The organism is Burkholderia sp. Tr-20390 (assembly GCF_017104595.1).
In the GTDB taxonomy this organism is placed as follows: domain Bacteria; phylum Pseudomonadota; class Gammaproteobacteria; order Burkholderiales; family Burkholderiaceae; genus Burkholderia.
On the sequence record NZ_JAAGPC010000064.1, the window covers coordinates 27,773 to 44,889 of the forward strand.

Consider the following 17,117-nt stretch of genomic DNA (forward strand, 5'->3'; position numbering starts at 1 on the left):
CCGCGGCGCATGAAACCCGATTCCGTTTCTCCGCGGCGGCGCCTCGGCCGCCGCTTCCTGATCGAATGGATCGCGATCGGCTGCCTCGGGATCGCGGTGATCCTCGCGTGCGCGCTCGGCCGGCTGTCGGCGAGCGTCGACGGCCTGATCTACGACCGGCTGCTGATGCTGCGCAGCCTGCCGCTGTCACCCGACGTGGTCGTCGTCGACATCGACAACCAGAGCGTGTCCGCGCTTGGCCGCTGGCCGTGGTCGCGCGACGTGCATGCGCGGCTGCTCGACACGCTGGCGCGCGCGCAGCCGGCCGCCGTCGTCTACGACGTGCTGTTTACCGAACCGTCGCCGGAAGATCGCGCGTTCGCGGACGCCATGACCCACGTGCCGACCTTCCTGCCCGTGCTGCTGAGCCCCGAGCAGGCGGACGGCTCGCGCGCGGTCGATCCGCCGGTGGCCGCGCTTGCGGCGCGCGCGGTCGGGCTCGGCCACATCAACCTCGAAGTCGACCGCGACGGCATCGTACGCAGCGTGGCGCTGTACGAAAGCGACGGCCGCGTGCGCTGGCCGCAGCTGATGGTGCCCGTCTACCGCGCGATCCAGGCCGGCCGGCTGCACCCGGTCGGCGGCATGCCCGGCGCGGATGCGCACGACCTGTCGCGCGATGCGGCGGGCGAGGGCCGCTACCTGATCCCGTTCAGCCGCAACACGCCCGCGTATCCGACGCTGTCGTTCGACGACGTCCTCGAAGGGCGCGTGAAACCCGATGCGCTGCGCGGCAAGATCGTCGTCGTCGGCGTGACGGCGTCGGGGCTGTACGACCGCTTCGCCACGCCCGTGTCCGGCGAGTTCGGGCCGCTCGCCGGCGTGTATATCCATGCCAACGTACTCGACATGCTGGCGACCGGCAGTGCGATCTCGCCGGCGTCGCCCGCCGGGCTGTTCGTCGCGTCGCTGCTGCCGCTCGCCGCGCTGCTGGGCGGCTTCCTGATGCTGTCGCCGTGGCGCGCGCTGCTGCTGACGCTGAGCCTGGCCGCGCTGGCCGTCGTCGCGAGCATGGCGCTGCTGTTCGAGGCGCGCATCTGGCTGTCGCCGGCGCCCGCGATCTTCGGGCTGGTCGCCGTCTACCCGATCTGGAACTGGCGGCGCCTGGAAATGACGATGTCGTATCTGCGGCGCGAGCTGCAGCGGCTCGCCGACGAGCCGCACCTGCTGCCCGAGGCGCCACGCACGCGCAGCGTCGGCGGCGACGTGCTCGAGCGGCAGATGGCGCTGATGGCGCAAGCCGCGCAGCGCGTGCAGGACATGAAGCGCTTCGTGTGGGACAGCCTCGACAGCATGCCCGAGCCGATTTTCGTGACCGACCTGGCCGGCACCGTGCTGATCGCGAACCATGCGGCCAAGCGCTACGGGTCGCGCCTGTCGCTGCCGCTGCCGGAAGGCCGGCCGCTGCGCACCGCGCTCGGCGAGCTGGCCTTCATGAAGACCGTCGACGGCAACGCCGAACACGACGCGGTGATCCGCGAACACTGGCCGGCGGCACTCGACCCGACGCTCGAGGCCGAGCACGACGCGATGGCGCGCGGCATCGAGGTGCGCGATCGTGACGGGCTCGACCATCTGCTACGCTACGCGGCGTGCACGAACGCGCAGGGCCGCGTGACGGGCTGGATCGCCGGCCTCGTCGACGTGACTGAACTGCACGCGGCCGAGCGGCAGCGCGAGGAAGCGCTGCACCTGCTGTCGCATGACATGCGCTCGCCGCAGTCGTCGATTCTCGCGCTCGTCGAGATCGAGCGCGACCGCGCCGAGACCGACGCGATGCGCGGGCTGCTCGCGCGGATCGAGCGCTATGCGCACCGTGCGCTGTCGCTGGCCGACGAGTTCGTGCAGCTGGCGCGCGCGGAGTCGCAGGTGTACCAGCTCGAGGTGACGAGCCTCGTCGACGTGCTGATCGATGCGAGCGACGAGGTGTGGCCGCAGGCGCAGGCGAAGCACATTCGCGTCGACACCGACGTCGGCACCGACATGTGCTGGGTGCGCGCGGACCGCTCGCTGATCACGCGCGCGTTCGTGAACCTGCTGAACAACGCAGTCAAATACAGTCCGTCCGATACCGTGATCACGTGTACGCTGGCGGTCGAGCACGCGTCGAAACGGATGTTCTGTACGATTCGCGATCAGGGATACGGCATTGCGCCGGAAGATCAGCGGCATCTGTTCGAGCGTTTCAAGCGATTCCATGCCGGCGAGCGGCCCGAAATCTCGGGCTCCGGGCTCGGCATGGCATTCGTGAAGACGGTCGTCACGCGCCATGGGGGCAGCGTGTCGGTCGACAGCGAGGTGGGTGTCGGCACCGCGGTGACGGTGTCGCTGCCCGCGATCGACGAGCCGTCCGCCTGACAGGGCCGGGCGCGACGGCAGGCATTTGGGGAAAGCCATGAGAAAGGAATGGGCAGCGACCGCGCTGGCGGCGTCGCTGTTGACGGGTTGCGCCGGCGTGACGAGCGGTGTCAGTGCGGTCGGGCAGCCGAACGCGTTCGCATCCGGTGCGCACGGCTACGATTTCGTGCGGACGGCCGCGCAGGCCGATGATGCCGAATACCGGCAGATCGAGACGCTCGTGCGCGACGAACTCGCGCACCGCGGCTTCGATGCGAAGCCGCTCGCGGCCGCGCGCTACCGGCTGTCGATCGCGTATGCGACGCAGCCGGCCTCGGTCGCGGCGATCGCCGACGGGTGCGGGGCCGCGAGCAGCGCATGCGTGACGGTCGACGGGCCGGCGCCGTTCGCGCTGCCGTTCATGGGCCGCGTGTATCGCCATGTGCTGACGCTGCGCTTCGTCGACGCGAAATCGGGCGCCGACGTCTACCGCGTATCGGCCGCGCTGCGCGATCGCGATCCCGGCACGCAGCAGGCCGCGCCGGCGCTCGTGAAGAGCGCGCTCGCGAAGGTGCCGTTCGGCGACGGCGGCGGCTGGCTCGTCAAGACGAAAAAAGACGACGCGGGCGGGATGCCGGGCGTCGTCTCGGTGAAGCCGGTCGAAGCGCGCTGAGCGTCGGCCGGTGAGGTGAGGGCAGGCCCGCCGGAGCGGGCCCTTGCCCTTGCCGCGTTCAGGCGGCCGGATGTGCGCCGTCGCGCGTGCGCAGGTACGCGTCGAACTCCGCGCCGACTTCCGCGTGGCGCAGCGCGAATTCGACCGTCGCCTTCAGGTAGCCGAGCTTGCTGCCGCAGTCGTAGCGCGTGCCCTGGTACTTGTAGGCCAGCACTTGCTCGTCGGCGAGCAGCGCCTGGATCGCGTCGGTGAGCTGCAGCTCGCCGCCCGCGCCGGGCTTCAGCGCACGCAGGTGCTCGAAGATCCGCGGCTTCAGGATGTAGCGGCCGACCACGCCGAGGTTCGACGGCGCGACTTCCGGCGCCGGCTTCTCGACGATCGCCGACATCTTGACGATCGACTCTTCCCACTCCTTGCCGTCGACGATCCCGTACGACTTCGTCTCCGACGGCGGGATCTCCTCGACGCCGATCACCGAGCTGTGATAGTGGTCGAACACGTCGACCATCTGCTTCATCACGGGCGGGTTGCCGTCGAGCAGGTCGTCCGCGAGGATCACCGCGAACGGGTTGTCGGCCACCAGCTTTTCCGCGCACAGCACCGCATGGCCGAGGCCGAGCGCTTCCGGCTGGCGCACGTAGAAGCAGTCGACATGGCTCGGCTTGATGCTGCGCACCAGTTCGAGCAGCTTTTCCTTGCCGCGCGCCTCGAGTTCGGCCTCGACCTCGTACGACTTGTCGAAGTGGTCCTCGATCGCGCGCTTGCTGCGCCCGGTGACGAAGATCATCTCGGTGATGCCGGCGGCGATCGCTTCTTCGACAGCGTACTGGATCAGCGGCTTGTCGACGACCGGCAGCATTTCCTTGGGGCTCGCTTTCGTTGCCGGGAGGAACCGCGTGCCGAGACCAGCAACGGGGAACACTGCCTTGGTAACTTTCAACATGATCGAACCTTTATTCCTGTAATCGACTTGTCAGATGGTCTATGTTCACGTCCCCATTATAGTGAACGCAAACGACCTTACCCTTTGTTACGCAGGCAACCGATCGAGCTGAGCGCGCAGTTTGTCGAGCGTGCTCTGGAATTCCGCGACGCGCTTCTGCTCCTGTTCGACCACGGCCGGCGGCGCTTTCGCGACGAATGCCTCGTTGCCGAGCTTCGCATTGCACTTCGTGATCTCGTTCGTCAGGCGCGTGATTTCCTTTGACAGGCGCTCGCGTTCGGCCGCGACGTCGATCTCGACCTTCAGCACCAGCTTGTTCGGCCCGACGATCGCGATCGGCGCGCCGTGCGCTTCCTTGTCGAGCGTCGCTTCGTCCGCGAGGATCTGCACTTCCGACAGGCGCGCGAGGGCCTGGACGTACGGCGCGAACGAGCGCAGGCGCTCGGCATCGCCGGCTGCGAGCAGCGGCACCTTGGTGGCCGGCGACAGGTTCATCTCGCCGCGCAGGTTGCGGCATGCGTCGACGATCGCCTTCAGGTCGGCTGCCCACTGTTCGGACACCTCGTCGATCTTCTGCAGGTTCGCGATCGGGTACGCCTGCGTCATCAGCGACGCTTCGCCTTCGGCCTTGCCTTGCGGATAGCGGCCCGCCAGCGGCGCGACCTTCTGCCAGAGCGCTTCGGTGATGAACGGGATGATCGGGTGCGCGAGGCGCAGCACCGTCTCGAGCACGCGCAGCAGCGTGCGGCGCGTCGCGCGCTGCTGTTCCGGCGTGCCGTTCTGGATCTGCACTTTCGCGAGTTCGAGATACCAGTCGCAGTACTCGTCCCACACGAACTTGTAGATGCCGCTGGCGATGTTGTCGAAGCGGTAATCGGCGAAGCCCTTCGCGATGTCGGCTTCCGTGCGCTGCAGCAGCGACACGATCCAGCGGTCGGCCGCCGAGAAGTCGAGGTAGCCGCCCGGGCCGCAATCGCCCGCGCCGCAGACTTCCGGCTTGTCGCTGCCGCAGTCGTGGCCTTCGCAGTTCATCAGCACGAAGCGCGTGGCGTTCCACAGCTTGTTGCAGAAGTTGCGATAGCCTTCGCAGCGCGCGAGGTCGAAGTTCACGTTGCGGCCGAGCGTCGCCATCGACGCCATCGTGAAGCGCAGCGCGTCGGTGCCGAACGCGGCGATGCCGTCCGGGAATTCCTTGCGCGTCTTCTTCTCGATCGTCGCGGCCTGCTTCGGGTTCATCAGGCCCGTCGTGCGCTTCGCGACCAGCGTGTCGAGGTCGATGCCGTCGACGATGTCGATCGGGTCGAGCGTGTTGCCCTTGCTCTTCGACATCTTCTGGCCTTCCGCGTCGCGCACGAGGCCGTGCACGTAGACGGTGTGGAACGGCACCTTGCCCGTGAAGTGCGTGGTCATCATCACCATCCGGGCGACCCAGAAGAAGATGATGTCGAAGCCCGTGACGAGCACCGACGACGGCAGGAAGTGCTTCAGTTCAGGCGTTTCGTTCGGCCAGCCGAGCGACGAGAACGGCACGAGCGCCGACGAGAACCACGTGTCGAGCACGTCTTCGTCGCGCTTCAGCGCACCCGTGTAACCCTTCGCGGCAGCCTGCGCGCGCGCTTCTTCCTCGTTGCGCGCGACGAACACCTCGCCGTTCTCGCCGTACCACGCGGGAATCTGGTGGCCCCACCACAGCTGGCGCGAGATGCACCAGTCCTGGATGTTCTCGAGCCACTGGTAGTAGGTGGTCGTCCAGTTTTCGGGGACGAACTTGATCTGGCCGCTGCGCACGACGTCGAGCGACGTTTCCGTGATCGACTTGCCCGGATTGAACGTGCCTTCCGGCGCCGGCTTCGTCATCGCGACGAACCACTGGTCGGTCAGCATCGGCTCGATCACGACGCCCGTGCGGTCGCCGCGCGGCACCATCAGCTTGTGCGGCTTCACCGAGTCGAGGAAGCCTTCCGCGTCGAGGTCGGCGACGATCGCCTTGCGCGCGTCGAAGCGGTCGAGGCCGCGATACTGCTCGGGGCCGTTGTCGTTGATCTTCGCGTCGAGCGTCAGGATCTCGATCGGCGCGAGCTTGTGGCGCTGGCCGACCTGGTAGTCGTTGAAGTCGTGCGCGGGCGTGACCTTCACGACGCCCGTGCCGAACTCGCGGTCGACGTAGTCGTCGGCGATCACCGGGATCTCGCGGCCCGTCAGCGGCAGCGTGACGAGCTTGCCGATCAGGTGCGCGTAGCGCTCGTCTTCCGGGTGAACCATCAGCGCGACGTCGCCGAGCATCGTTTCCGGGCGCGTCGTGGCCACGGTCAGCGAGCCCGAGCCGTCGACGAGCGGGTAGCGGATGTGCCACAGGTGGCCGTTTTCCTCTTCGCTCACGACTTCGAGGTCCGACACGGCGGTCAGCAGCACCGGATCCCAGTTCACGAGCCGCTTGCCGCGGTAGATCAGGCCCTGTTCAAAGAGCGTGACGAACACGTCGCGCACGGCGGCCGACATCTTGTCGTCCATCGTGAAGTATTCGCGCGACCAGTCGGGCGATGCGCCGAGGCGGCGCACCTGGCCGGTGATCGTCGAACCCGATTTTTCCTTCCATTCCCACACGCGCTCGACGAACTTCTCGCGGCCGAGGTCGTGGCGCGACACACCCTGCGCGTCGAGCTGGCGCTCGACGACGATCTGGGTCGCGATCCCCGCGTGGTCGGTGCCGGGCACCCACAGCGTGTTCTCGCCGAGCATCCGGTGGTAGCGGGTGAGGCCGTCCATGATCGTCTGGTTGAACGCGTGGCCCATGTGCAGCGTGCCCGTCACGTTCGGCGGCGGCAACTGGATCGAGAAATCGGGGCGGGCCGGATCGAAGGCCGGGGCCGCGTAGCCGCGCTTTTCCCACTCCGGCCCCCATTGGGACTCGATGGTGTGGGGCTCGAAGCTCTTCGCAAGCGTGTTGTCGCTCATGTTGGAAATCTGCCGAAAAATGCGTGAATTGGATGCCGAATCTGACAATTATATAGACGCGTTTATATCGAAAGCGAGTTTCCGATATCAACGCGTCTATATTTGCCCGCCATTACGTTCCTCGCATCGGCGCGCTCCGCTGCCATCGCGGCAGGTTTGAGCGATCGTGAACGGCAAGCTTCCCGTCGGACTTATAATGTCGGGTCCGCATTTTTCTCGCCCGTTAGCTGCCGCTCCATGCCCGACCTGCTCGCCAATCTGAACCCCGAACAACTCGCCGCCGTCACGTTGCCGAACGAACCGGCGCTGATCCTCGCAGGGGCGGGCAGCGGCAAGACCCGCGTGCTGATCACCCGCATCGCGTGGCTGATCCAGCAAGGCTACGCGTCGCCGCCCACCGTGCTCGCCGTGACCTTCACGAACAAGGCCGCGCGCGAAATGATGGCGCGCCTGTCGGCGATGATGCCGATCGACACGCGCGGGATGTGGATCGGCACGTTCCACGGCCTGTGCAACCGGATGCTGCGCACGCACTGGCGTGACGCCGGCCTGCCGCAGACCTTCCAGATCCTCGATACGGCCGACCAGCTGTCCGCGATCAAGCGGCTGATGAAGGCGGCGAACGTCGATGATGAAAAGTACCCGCCGAAGAACGTGCAGTACTTCATCAACAACGCGAAGGAGCAGGGGCTGCGTCCCGACAAGGTCGACGCGTCCGACAACTTCAACCGCAAGTTCGTCGAGCTGTACCAGGCGTACGACCAGCAGTGCCAGCGCGAGGGCGTCGTCGATTTCCCCGAGCTGCTGTTGCGCTGCTACGAACTGCTCGCGTACAACGCGCCGCTGCGCGCGCACTACCAGGCGCGCTTCCGGCACATCCTCGTCGACGAGTTCCAGGACACCAACAAGCTGCAGTACGCGTGGCTCAAGATGCTCGCGGGCGGCGAGAACGCGATCTTCGCGGTCGGCGACGACGACCAGTCGATCTACGCGTTCCGCGGCGCGAACGTCGGCAACATGCGCGACTTCGAAGACGAATTCCGCGTGCGCAACCTGATCAAGCTCGAGCAGAACTACCGGTCGCACGGCAACATCCTCGACGCGGCGAACCAGCTGATCTCGAACAACGCGCACCGCCTCGGCAAGAACCTGCGCACCGACGCGGGCCACGGCGAGCCCGTGCGCGTGTACGAAGCGAGCACCGATTCGCAGGAAGCCGGCTGGATCGTCGAGGAGATCCGCTCGCTGATCAACACCGGGATGGCACGCAGCGAAGTGGCCGTCCTGTACCGCAGCAACGCGCAGTCGCGCTCGATCGAGCACACGCTGATGTCGTCGGGCATCCCGTACCGCGTGTACGGCGGCCTGCGCTTCTTCGAGCGCCAGGAAGTGAAGCATGCGCTCGCGTACCTGCGCCTGATCGACAACCCGAACGACGACACCGCGTTCGTGCGCGTCGTGAACTTCCCGACCCGCGGCATCGGTGCGCGCTCGATCGAGCAGCTGGCCGACGCCGCGCGCCTGTACGGCTGCTCGATGGCCGCCGCGATTCCGTACGTGACGGGCAAGGCCGGCACGAGCCTCGGCGGGTTCGCGAACCTGGTCGCGAAGATGCGCGCCGACACGCAGCACATGAACCTGCCCGACACCGTCGAGCACATCGTGCGCGCCAGCGGCCTCGCCGATTTCTACCAGGGCGAGCGCGAAGGCCAGGACCGTCTCGAGAACTTGCAGGAACTCGTGAACGCGGCCACCGCGTTCATCGCCGAGGAAGGCTACGGGCTCGACACGCCGGCCCGTTCGATCCCGCTGCGCGCGGGTGCGATCGCGGCGCCCGAGCTCGGCACCGCGACGGACGATCCGGCGGTCGACGTGCTCGACCCGGTATCGCCCGCCGACCCGGCACAGAATCCCGACACGATGACGCCGCTCGCCGGCTTCCTGTCGCATGCGTCGCTGGAGGCCGGCGACAACCAGGCGCAGGCCGGGCAGGACGCCGTGCAGCTGATGACGGTGCACGCGGCGAAGGGGCTCGAATTCTCGGCCGTGTTCATCACGGGCCTCGAGGAAGGGCTGTTCCCGCACGAGAACAGCGTGCTTGAATCGGACGGCCTCGAGGAAGAGCGCCGGCTGATGTACGTCGCGATCACGCGTGCGAAGGAGCGGCTCTACCTGTCGTTCGCGCAGAGCCGGATGCTGCACGGCCAGACGCGCTACAACGTGCGCTCGCGTTTCTTCGACGAATTGCCCGAGCACGTGTTGAAGTGGCTGACGCCGAAGGTCGAGGCCGGTTCGCGCTGGGGCGGCCGGTCGGACAACGCCGGGTACGGGCGCGACTGGTTCGCGCGGCCGGGCGGCGGCAGTCGCGAGCAGATCGTCGACCCGGCCGTGTCCGCGCCGCTGCCGGCGTTCGCGGACAAGCAGCGCGCGGCCGATGCCGGCTTCCGGGTCGGCCAGCAGGTGTTCCACACCAAGTTCGGCGAAGGCACGGTCACCGCGCTCGAAGGCAACGGCACCGATGCGAAGGCGCAGGTGAAGTTCAAGCGGCACGGCGAGAAGTGGCTCGCGCTCGCGGTCGCGAAACTGCAGGCGGTGGAATGATGGGCATCGACCTGGATGTGACGCCTGCGGCCCGCCCGCTCGGCATTCTGGCCGCGCTGCCCGAGGAACTCGGCGACCTGATCGCCGCGATGCGCGCCGACGGCGCGATGAAAACGGTCACGCTCGGCCGTCGCGATTATCACGTCGGCACCGTGCATGGCGCGGCCTGCGTCGTGACGCTCGCACGGGTCGGCAAGGTCGCGGCCGCCGCGACGGTCAGCGCGCTGATCCACGTGTTCGGCGTGGCGGGCGTCGTGTTCACCGGCGTCGCGGGCGGCGTGTCGCGCACGGTGCGGGTCGGCGATGTCGTCGTGGCCGATACGCTGCTGCAGCATGATCTCGACGCGTCGCCGCTCTTTCCGCGCTACGAGGTGCCGCTGCTCGGCATCACGCGTTTCGCGACCGACGCGGCGCTGACCGCCAGCCTGCGGGCGGCGTGCACGCAGTTCGTCGAGGAAGAGGGCGCGCAGTTCGCCGCGCGTTTCGGCCTGGCCGGTGCGACGCTGCATGCGGGGCTCATCATCAGCGGCGATCGTTTCGTGTCGAGCGAGCGCGAGGTCGTCGCGCTGCGCGACGCGCTGCCGGATGCGCTCGCGGTCGAGATGGAAGGCGCCGCGATCGCGCAGGTGTGCGCGGAGCACGACGTGCCGTTCGCGCTCGTGCGCACGATCTCCGATACGGCCGACGATCACGCGACGCAGTCGTTCTCGCACTTCCTGTCGGCGATCGCGAGCAGCTATTCGTCGGGCATCCTCAAGCGTTTCCTGACGCTGCATGCGACGACGGCGGCCTGAAGCCGCCGCCGTTTTCTTCATTCCTTCATTCGAGCCGTTCGACCGGCCGCGGCGCGCACGCCGCGGCCGGTGCGTCACGCCTGCTTGCGCCGGCTGCTTTCGAGGTTCGGCAGGAACACGGTGAATACGCCGATCAGCGGCAGGAACGAGCACACCTTGTAGACGAACGGGATGCTCGTCGCGTCCGCGAGCTGGCCGAGCACGGCCGCGCCGACCCCGCCGAGGCCGAACGCGAAGCCGAAGAACAGGCCCGCGACCATCCCGACCTTGCCGGGCATCAGCTCCGTCGCATAGACGAGGATCGCGGCGAACGCCGACGCGAGCACGACGCCGATGATCACGGTCAGTACGCTGGTCCAGAACAGGTTTGCGTACGGCAGCAGCATCGTGAACGGCGCGACGCCGAGGATCGACACCCAGATCACGTACTTGCGGCCGATCCGGTCGCCCACCGGCCCGCCGATCAGCGTGCCGGCCGCCACGGCCGCGAGGAACACGAACAGGTGGATCTGCGCGGCCTGCACCGACAGGTGGAACTTGTCGATCAGGTAGAACGTGAAATAGCTGTTGATGCTCGCGAGGTAGAAGTACTTCGAGAACACGAGCAGCACCAGCACGCCGATCGCGCCCAGCACGCGGCCGCGCGACAGCGTCGGGTGGCCGGCCGCCGCGGCCTTCTTCTTCATCGACGGATGCTTCTTGTACCAGTGGCCGATCTGCGTGAGGACGATCATCGCGACGAGCGCGGCCGCCGAGAACCACGCGATGCTGTGCTGGCCGTGCGGAATGATCACGAGTGCGGCGAGCAGCGGCCCGAGCGCGGAGCCCGCGTTGCCGCCGACCTGGAACACCGATTGCGCGAGCCCGTGCTGGCCGCCCGACGCCATCCGCGCGACGCGCGACGACTCGGGATGGAACACCGACGAACCGCAGCCGACGAGCGCGGCGGCCACCAGCAGCATCGGGAAATTCGGCGCGACCGACATCAGCAGCAGCCCCGCGAGCGTGAAGCCCATGCCGACCGGCAGCGAATACGGCTTCGGACGCTTGTCGGTATAGAGGCCGATGAGCGGCTGCAGCAGCGACGCGGTGATCTGGTAGGTGAGGGTGATCAGGCCGATCTGTGCGAACGACAGCGCGAACTGGCTCTTGAGCATCGGATAGATCGCGAGGATCAACGACTGGATCATGTCGTTGAGCATGTGCGAGAAGCTGATCGCGCCGAGCACCGGGTACACGGTGCGGGCGACGGGGGGAGCGGATGGCTGGGCGGCGGCTGCGCCGGCGGAGCCGGTGTCGAGGCTGGTTTCCATGTGAGAGCTGAACGAGTTGAGGTGGCGGGCGCGCTCTGCTGGGGACTGGCGCGTCTTGATTCGTTGCTGCGTCAAAGAAGTGTAATGTGGCGTATCGAGAATGTCCGGACAACTTTTATCGTGAATCGGACATTCATCTGATGGATCGTCAGGTACGCGCTTTTTTGGCCGGGTATAACGCTGGCGGCGCGCCTGCCCGTCATGGGAGGGCGCGCCCGGGGCCGGTGGGTGGTTTCCCGGACTCAAGAAACGGCGGTGGCGGCCGTAGAACGACCCAATGACAACAGGCGCGCCGCGCCCGGCACCGGCTATCCGCCGGTGCGGGCGCAGGACGCGCGGCAAGGCCAGCCATCGCGGGAATGCCGGGACCGACCTTTCCGGCCGCGTGATCAATACGGGGATAGTTCGATGAAAGCAGCATCTTTGCATCCACAGCCGGGTGCGGCCGCCGCCGCCCCCGACGTTGCCGCCGGCCGCGCCGCACGGCGCCTGCGCGTGGCGCGTCGCGAGCGCCGGCCGTGGACCGTCAAGGCGACGTTGCGCGCCGCCTTCGCGATCCTGCTCGCCGGCACGCTGGCGATCGGCATGTTTTCGCTCTGGCAGATCAGCCGGCTGAATGCGTCGATCGCGTCGGTCTACGAGCAGGGCCACGTCGCGAGCCGCGCGGCCGCGGAGGTCCGGGCCGAAGTGCTGCGCGCGAGCCGTGCCCAGAAGATGCTGTTGACCGCGACCACCGCGAAGGAGCGCGACGAACTGGGCGCCGACGTGGGCGCGGGGCTCGCGTCGATCGGCCAGGCGCTCGGCACGCTGCAGCGCTACGCGGATCCGGCCGACGCCGACGATTCGGCGCGGCTGCACGCGTTCTCGACGGCGGTCGGTACGTGGAGCGCGCATCTGCGCGATTTCGTCGAACTCGTGCGTGCGCAGCCGCTCGACCTGTCGCAGATGAACTGGCAGGTCGGCACGCAGGACGTGTCGCTGCTGGTCGAAACCGGCAAGCTCGAGAAACTCGTCGCCGAACTCGTGAAGACGCGCGGCGCGAAGTCGAAGGCGACGCTCGATGCGTCCGCCACCATTTTCTCGTCGTCGTTCGCGATGATCGCGGCGATGACGGTTGCGCTGATCGTGCTCGCGATCGTGATCGCCGAGCGCGTCGTGCGCCGTCTCGCGTCGCAGCTCGGCGGCGAGCCCGCGCACGCGAAGGCGATCGCCGCGGACATCGCGCGCGGCGACCTGACGCGACCGATCACGCTGGGCCGGCACGACCGCGACAGCATGGTGCGTGCGCTGGCCGAGATGCAGACCGGGCTCGCGGCGACCGTCGGCGAGATCGCCGTCAGCGCCGAGGCGATCGCGGCGGCGTCGGGCGAGATCTCCACCGGCAACCTCGACCTGTCGAAGCGTACCGAGCAGCAGGCCGTCGCGCTCGAACGCACCGCGGCCAGCATGGAGCAGCTCACGTCGACCGTACGCCAGAACGCCGAGAACGCGCGGCAGGCGAGCGCGCTCGCGGCCAATGCGTCGGCGGTCGCGGAGACGGGCGGGGAAGTCGTCGGGCGTGTGGTGGCGACGATGAGCGAGATCGACGACAGCGCGAAGAACATCCGCGACATCATCGGCACGATCGAGGGGATCGCGTTCCAGACCAACATTCTCGCGTTGAACGCGGCGGTCGAGGCGGCGCGCGCGGGCGAACAGGGGCGTGGTTTTTCGGTGGTCGCGGGCGAGGTGCGGTTGCTCGCGCAGCGTTCGGCGACCGCGGCGAAGGAGATCCGCGAGCTGATCGGTGCATCGGTCGAACGCGTCGCGAACGGCGCGACGCTCGCGCACGATGCGGGCCGCACGATGGGCGACGTCGTGCGCGCGGTCAAGCGCGTGACCGACATCATCGGCGAGATTTCGGCGGCATCCGACGAGCAGAGCGCCGGTATCGAGGAGATCGGCCGTGCGGTCACGCAGATGGATGCCGGCACGCAGCAGAACGCGGCGCTCGTCGAACAGGCGGCCGCGGCCGCGAATGCGCTCGACGAGCAGGCTCAGGCGCTGAAGTCGCTGGTCGGGCGTTTCCGCATCGCCGCGTAAGCGCCCCCGGCCATCCGGGGTTTACGACTTCTTCTGCTTGTCCGGATCGATGATGACCGTGCAGGTCGTGCCCGCCGACAGCACCACGTCGGCCGGCACGTCGTCGATCTTGATGCGCACCGGCACGCGCTGCGCGAGGCGCACCCAGTTGAAGGTCGGGTTCACGTCCGCGACGAGGTCGCGGCTCTGCGGGTTGTCACGATCGTAGATGCCGCGCGAGATGCTCTCGACGTGGCCCTTCATCACGCCGCCGCTCATCAGCCGCATCTCGGCCGGCGCACCGATCTTCACGCGCGGCAGCTTGGTTTCCTCGAAGTAGCCGTAGACCCAGAACGAGTGGCTGTCGACGATCGCGAGCTTCGCCTGGCCGGCCACCGCATAATTGCCCTTGAAGGTCTGCAGGTTCGTGATGTAGCCGTCGACCGGCGCGACGACGCGCGTGCGCTCGAGGTTGAGCTTCGCGGCATCGAGTGCGGCGATCGCCTGCTGGTACTGCGCATCGGCGCTCGACGCGCTGTGCGCGGCGTTCTCGCGGTTTTCCTTCGACACGACGAGCGCATCGAGATCCGCGCGGCGCGCCGCGTCGTCGCGGCGCATCTGCAGTTCCGCGCGGCGGGCGGCGACGGCCGCCTGCGCCTGCTCGACCGCGATCTGGTAGTGCGACGGGTCGATCTGCATGATCAGGTCGCCTTTCTTGACGAGCTGGTTGTCATGCACGGGCAGCTCGACGATCGCGCCCGACACGTCCGGCGCGACGTTGACGATCTCGGCGCGCACGCGCCCGTCGCGCGTCCACGGATCATCCATGTAGTGCACCCACAGCGAGCGCCCGATCAGGATCGCGACGAGAAGAATGATGGCGGTCGCGACGAAGCCGAAGAGTTTTCTGAGAATCATGATGGTTCGAAATCAACGGTAAACGGCAAGACTCAGTCCGCCGCAAATGCAGACGAGAAGGCAGGCCCGGAACAGCGACGGGTGCCAGACGAGTCGGTAGAGGCCCGTGTAGGCGAGCAGGCGGTCGACGGCCCAGGTCGCGAGCGCGCCGAGGACGAACATCAGCACCACCGTGGGCATGTAGGCATCGAGAATGGCGATTTCACGCGGCATCATGACGAGGCTCCTGGTTGGGGACGCACGGGGCGGTTGCGGTTGAGCGCGGCGAGCGGCGATTCGGGATCGAGCAGGGCCGTGCGCACGAAATGCAGGTGGCTCAGGATCCGCTGCAGCCGGTGGCGTTCCTCGCGCGTCGGCGTGAACGCGTCGAGCGTCTGCCGGGTCGCGTCGATCGCAGCGTTGACCGCAGCGAGCGTGGCGTCGAAGCGTTCGGCGTCCGGCCGGGTGAACAGCGACGACAGCGCGGCGCGCATCGTCTCGATCGCGCGTCGCCACGGCGTCGTCGGCGCATAGCGCGGATCGGACGGCAGCGTGGCCAGCTCGTGGCGCAGGTCGATGGCCGCGTTGCCGGTTTCGAGCACCGCGAACATCCAGCGCAACGCGTCACGCTGCACGTCGGGCTGGTCGGCCGACAGCGTGTGCGCCTGGTACATCAGGTCGCGCGCGCCGCTCTCGAAGCGCGTGCGCAAGCCGGCGAGCCGCGCATGGCAGGCCGCGACGGCCTGGTGGCGCAGGTCGGCGAGCAGGCGCTTCTTGAGCCACGGCGCGGTCGGCGGGAACAGCACGGCGAACGCGATCGCCGATACCAGCATCGACAGCAGCAGCGCGAGCGCGTCGTTCATGAAGCTCATCGGATCGTAGTGCGTGATGCTGTCCGGGCCGGCGAGGAAGCAGAAGAAGATCAGGTAGCCCATCCCGTAGCCCGCGAGCTTCGGCTTCAGCGTCATGTAGATGCCGATCGCGAGCAAAGGCGCGAGCGCCGCGCACAGCAGCCAGAAGCCGTCGATCCGCGGGTAGATGCCGAACATCAGCAGGAAGCCGGTGCAAACGGCCAGCGCCGTGCCCATCCCCATCTGGGCGGCCATCGCGGTCGGGCGCGGCGCCGATGACGCGAGCGCGCAGGTCGCCGCGGCGTTCAGCACCAGCATCACGCCGCTCGGCCACGCGGTCTCGATCCAGAACCAGCCCAGCGCGAGAATCACCGTCGCGGTGCGGATCCCCGCGATCGTGGCGGCCGTCCGGTTGGTGCGCGGCTCGTAGCGCTCGATCCAGCGTTCGCGCTCGTGCGTCGCGGTCGCGAGCGACGCATAGGTCGCCGCGTATTCCTGCAGGTCGGTGATGAAGCGGTACAGCAGCTCGGCGGCCGTGTCGAAATCGAGCAGCGGGAAGCCGGGCTGCGTTTCGAGTTCCGCGCGCGTCGCGCGGATGCGGCGCGGCAGCGCGTCGCGCCACGCGAGCAGTTGCTCGGCCGAGTGCGCGGCGTCGATCGACGTGCGCACGGGTTCGCCATGGCGTGTGAGCAGCGGCGCGATTTCGCGGAAATACGGCTCGATCGCATCGATCGCGGCCTGCGCACCGGCCGCGTGCAGCCGGTTCATCAACTGATGCAGCGCGTGAAAGCGGCTCGACGCGCTCATGAATTCGCTGTTCAGCCGCGCGAGCCGGCCGCTGCGCATGCGCGTGTCCGGATTCTCGAACACGGCCATGCTGCGCGCGGCCTCGAAGCCGACCACGTCGGCGACGAAGCGCGTGTGGATGGTCTCGATGTGCGCGCGGTCGAGCTGGCCCGACAGCGCCGACGCGACGTAGTCCACGAAGCTGCCGAAGCGCTTGCGTACCGTCGTGCGCATCTGCTCGCCGGTGTACTGCGGAAACACGAGCGCGCTGACGACACCGGCCGACACGATCCCGATGATGACTTCCGAGACGCGCGTCATCGCGCTCATGAAGGCGCCGTCCGGGTGCTGCGACGCGGGCAGGCCGATCAGCGCGGTCGTATAGCCGGCGAGCAGGAAGCCGTAGCTGCGGAAGTTGCGGTTGCGCGCCGCGCCGGCGGTGCACAGTGCGATCCAGATGGCGATCGCCAGCAGGAACAGCTGCGGCTGCTGCGGGAACAGCCCGACGAACGTGAGCGTCGCGATGAGCCCGAAGATCGTGCCGGCGACCCGGTAGAAGCTCTTCGCGAGCACGGCGCCGCTTTGCGGCTGCATCACGATGAAGACGGTCGTCATCGCCGTCTTCGGTGCCGGCAGGTCGAGCCGCATCGACACGCCGAGCGCGATGAAGGCCGCGAGCAGCGCCTTGAACAGGTAGAGCCACGCGGCGCCGTCGGTGCGGGCCCAGTCGCCGAACGCGGTGGCCCAGGCCGCGAACGGGCCGCCGGCGGGTGTGGAAGCGGGGGAGGAGGCTGACATGGCGTCGCTCCGCGTTACCGTGCGGCCGGCACGCCGGACGCACCGGCGGCGGCCACCTGCGCGGGCCGG

The 17,117-nt window shown here is 68.0% G+C and carries 11 protein-coding genes; 5 read left to right on the forward strand and 6 right to left on the reverse strand.

The window, feature by feature from the left end:
* Nucleotides 1-9: 9 nt before the first annotated feature.
* Together G3N98_RS19075 and G3N98_RS19080 are read left to right on the forward strand one after the other, a co-directional pair.
* Complete coding sequence (locus G3N98_RS19075; protein WP_206148913.1) at nucleotides 10-2,397, forward strand: CHASE2 domain-containing protein; 2,388 nt, start codon at nucleotides 10-12, stop codon at nucleotides 2,395-2,397.
* Between the two features lie 37 nt (nucleotides 2,398-2,434).
* Nucleotides 2,435-3,049 (forward strand): DUF4136 domain-containing protein, encoded by a 615-nt coding sequence (locus G3N98_RS19080; protein ID WP_089425178.1) that lies wholly within the window; start codon nucleotides 2,435-2,437, stop codon nucleotides 3,047-3,049.
* A gap of 58 nt (nucleotides 3,050-3,107) precedes the next feature.
* On the opposite strand, the gene galU is transcribed toward G3N98_RS19080, so the two are convergent.
* Nucleotides 3,108-3,992, reverse strand: a complete 885-nt coding sequence (gene galU / locus G3N98_RS19085) for a UTP--glucose-1-phosphate uridylyltransferase GalU (RefSeq protein ID WP_089425179.1) — start codon at nucleotides 3,990-3,992, stop codon at nucleotides 3,108-3,110.
* 87 nt (nucleotides 3,993-4,079) lie between these two features.
* Nucleotides 4,080-6,947 carry a valine--tRNA ligase gene (locus G3N98_RS19090; RefSeq protein WP_089472628.1) on the reverse strand — a complete coding sequence of 956 codons (2,868 nt, stop codon included), beginning with the start codon at nucleotides 6,945-6,947 and terminating at the stop codon, nucleotides 4,080-4,082.
* A 237-nt stretch (nucleotides 6,948-7,184) separates the two neighbouring features.
* On the opposite strand from G3N98_RS19090, the gene G3N98_RS19095 reads away from it, so the two are divergent.
* Both G3N98_RS19095 and G3N98_RS19100 read left to right on the forward strand, forming a co-directional pair.
* Nucleotides 7,185-9,548 (forward strand): UvrD-helicase domain-containing protein, encoded by a 2,364-nt coding sequence (locus G3N98_RS19095; RefSeq protein ID WP_085043069.1) that lies wholly within the window; start codon nucleotides 7,185-7,187, stop codon nucleotides 9,546-9,548.
* Nucleotides 9,545-10,342, forward strand: coding sequence for a 5'-methylthioadenosine/adenosylhomocysteine nucleosidase (locus tag G3N98_RS19100; RefSeq protein WP_089472629.1), 798 nt, complete (start codon nucleotides 9,545-9,547; stop codon nucleotides 10,340-10,342). The genes G3N98_RS19095 and G3N98_RS19100 overlap by 4 nt, the downstream gene beginning before the upstream one ends.
* Nucleotides 10,343-10,416: 74 nt before the next feature.
* Here the strand turns inward: G3N98_RS19100 and G3N98_RS19105 are convergent, their stop codons facing one another.
* Nucleotides 10,417-11,655, reverse strand: coding sequence for an MFS transporter (locus G3N98_RS19105; protein ID WP_089472630.1), 1,239 nt, complete (start codon nucleotides 11,653-11,655; stop codon nucleotides 10,417-10,419).
* 408 nt (nucleotides 11,656-12,063) lie between these two features.
* Here G3N98_RS19105 and G3N98_RS19110 point away from each other — a divergent pair, with 408 nt between their 5' ends.
* Complete coding sequence (locus G3N98_RS19110) at nucleotides 12,064-13,737, forward strand: methyl-accepting chemotaxis protein (RefSeq protein ID WP_089425184.1); 1,674 nt, start codon at nucleotides 12,064-12,066, stop codon at nucleotides 13,735-13,737.
* 21 nt (nucleotides 13,738-13,758) lie between these two features.
* On the opposite strand, the gene G3N98_RS19115 is transcribed toward G3N98_RS19110, so the two are convergent.
* Genes G3N98_RS19115 through G3N98_RS19125 form a run of 3 tightly spaced genes read right to left on the reverse strand, consistent with a single transcriptional unit; the run spans nucleotide 13,759 to nucleotide 17,048 of the window.
* Nucleotides 13,759-14,634: an HlyD family secretion protein gene (locus G3N98_RS19115; protein ID WP_089439860.1), complete on the reverse strand. Its 876-nt coding sequence runs from the start codon at nucleotides 14,632-14,634 to the stop codon at nucleotides 13,759-13,761.
* Between the two features lie 12 nt (nucleotides 14,635-14,646).
* Nucleotides 14,647-14,850: a DUF1656 domain-containing protein gene (locus G3N98_RS19120; RefSeq protein WP_011351756.1), complete on the reverse strand. Its 204-nt coding sequence runs from the start codon at nucleotides 14,848-14,850 to the stop codon at nucleotides 14,647-14,649.
* Nucleotides 14,847-17,048, reverse strand: coding sequence for an FUSC family protein (locus G3N98_RS19125; RefSeq protein ID WP_206148914.1), 2,202 nt, complete (start codon nucleotides 17,046-17,048; stop codon nucleotides 14,847-14,849). The genes G3N98_RS19120 and G3N98_RS19125 overlap by 4 nt, the downstream gene beginning before the upstream one ends.
* Nucleotides 17,049-17,117: the final 69 nt, after the last annotated feature.

Coding starts and splice junctions, on each gene's coding strand:
- G3N98_RS19100 (WP_089472629.1), top strand. CDS start 9,545: ATGATGGGCATCGACCTGGATGTGACGCCTGCGGCCCGCCCGCTCGGC.
- G3N98_RS19120 (WP_011351756.1), bottom strand. CDS start 14,850: ATGATGCCGCGTGAAATCGCCATTCTCGATGCCTACATGCCCACGGTG.
- G3N98_RS19110 (WP_089425184.1), top strand. CDS start 12,064: ATGAAAGCAGCATCTTTGCATCCACAGCCGGGTGCGGCCGCCGCCGCC.
- G3N98_RS19125 (WP_206148914.1), bottom strand. CDS start 17,048: ATGTCAGCCTCCTCCCCCGCTTCCACACCCGCCGGCGGCCCGTTCGCG.
- G3N98_RS19095 (WP_085043069.1), top strand. CDS start 7,185: ATGCCCGACCTGCTCGCCAATCTGAACCCCGAACAACTCGCCGCCGTC.
- G3N98_RS19105 (WP_089472630.1), bottom strand. CDS start 11,655: ATGGAAACCAGCCTCGACACCGGCTCCGCCGGCGCAGCCGCCGCCCAG.
- G3N98_RS19115 (WP_089439860.1), bottom strand. CDS start 14,634: ATGATTCTCAGAAAACTCTTCGGCTTCGTCGCGACCGCCATCATTCTT.
- galU (WP_089425179.1), bottom strand. CDS start 3,992: ATGTTGAAAGTTACCAAGGCAGTGTTCCCCGTTGCTGGTCTCGGCACG.
- G3N98_RS19090 (WP_089472628.1), bottom strand. CDS start 6,947: ATGAGCGACAACACGCTTGCGAAGAGCTTCGAGCCCCACACCATCGAG.
- G3N98_RS19080 (WP_089425178.1), top strand. CDS start 2,435: ATGAGAAAGGAATGGGCAGCGACCGCGCTGGCGGCGTCGCTGTTGACG.
- G3N98_RS19075 (WP_206148913.1), top strand. CDS start 10: ATGAAACCCGATTCCGTTTCTCCGCGGCGGCGCCTCGGCCGCCGCTTC.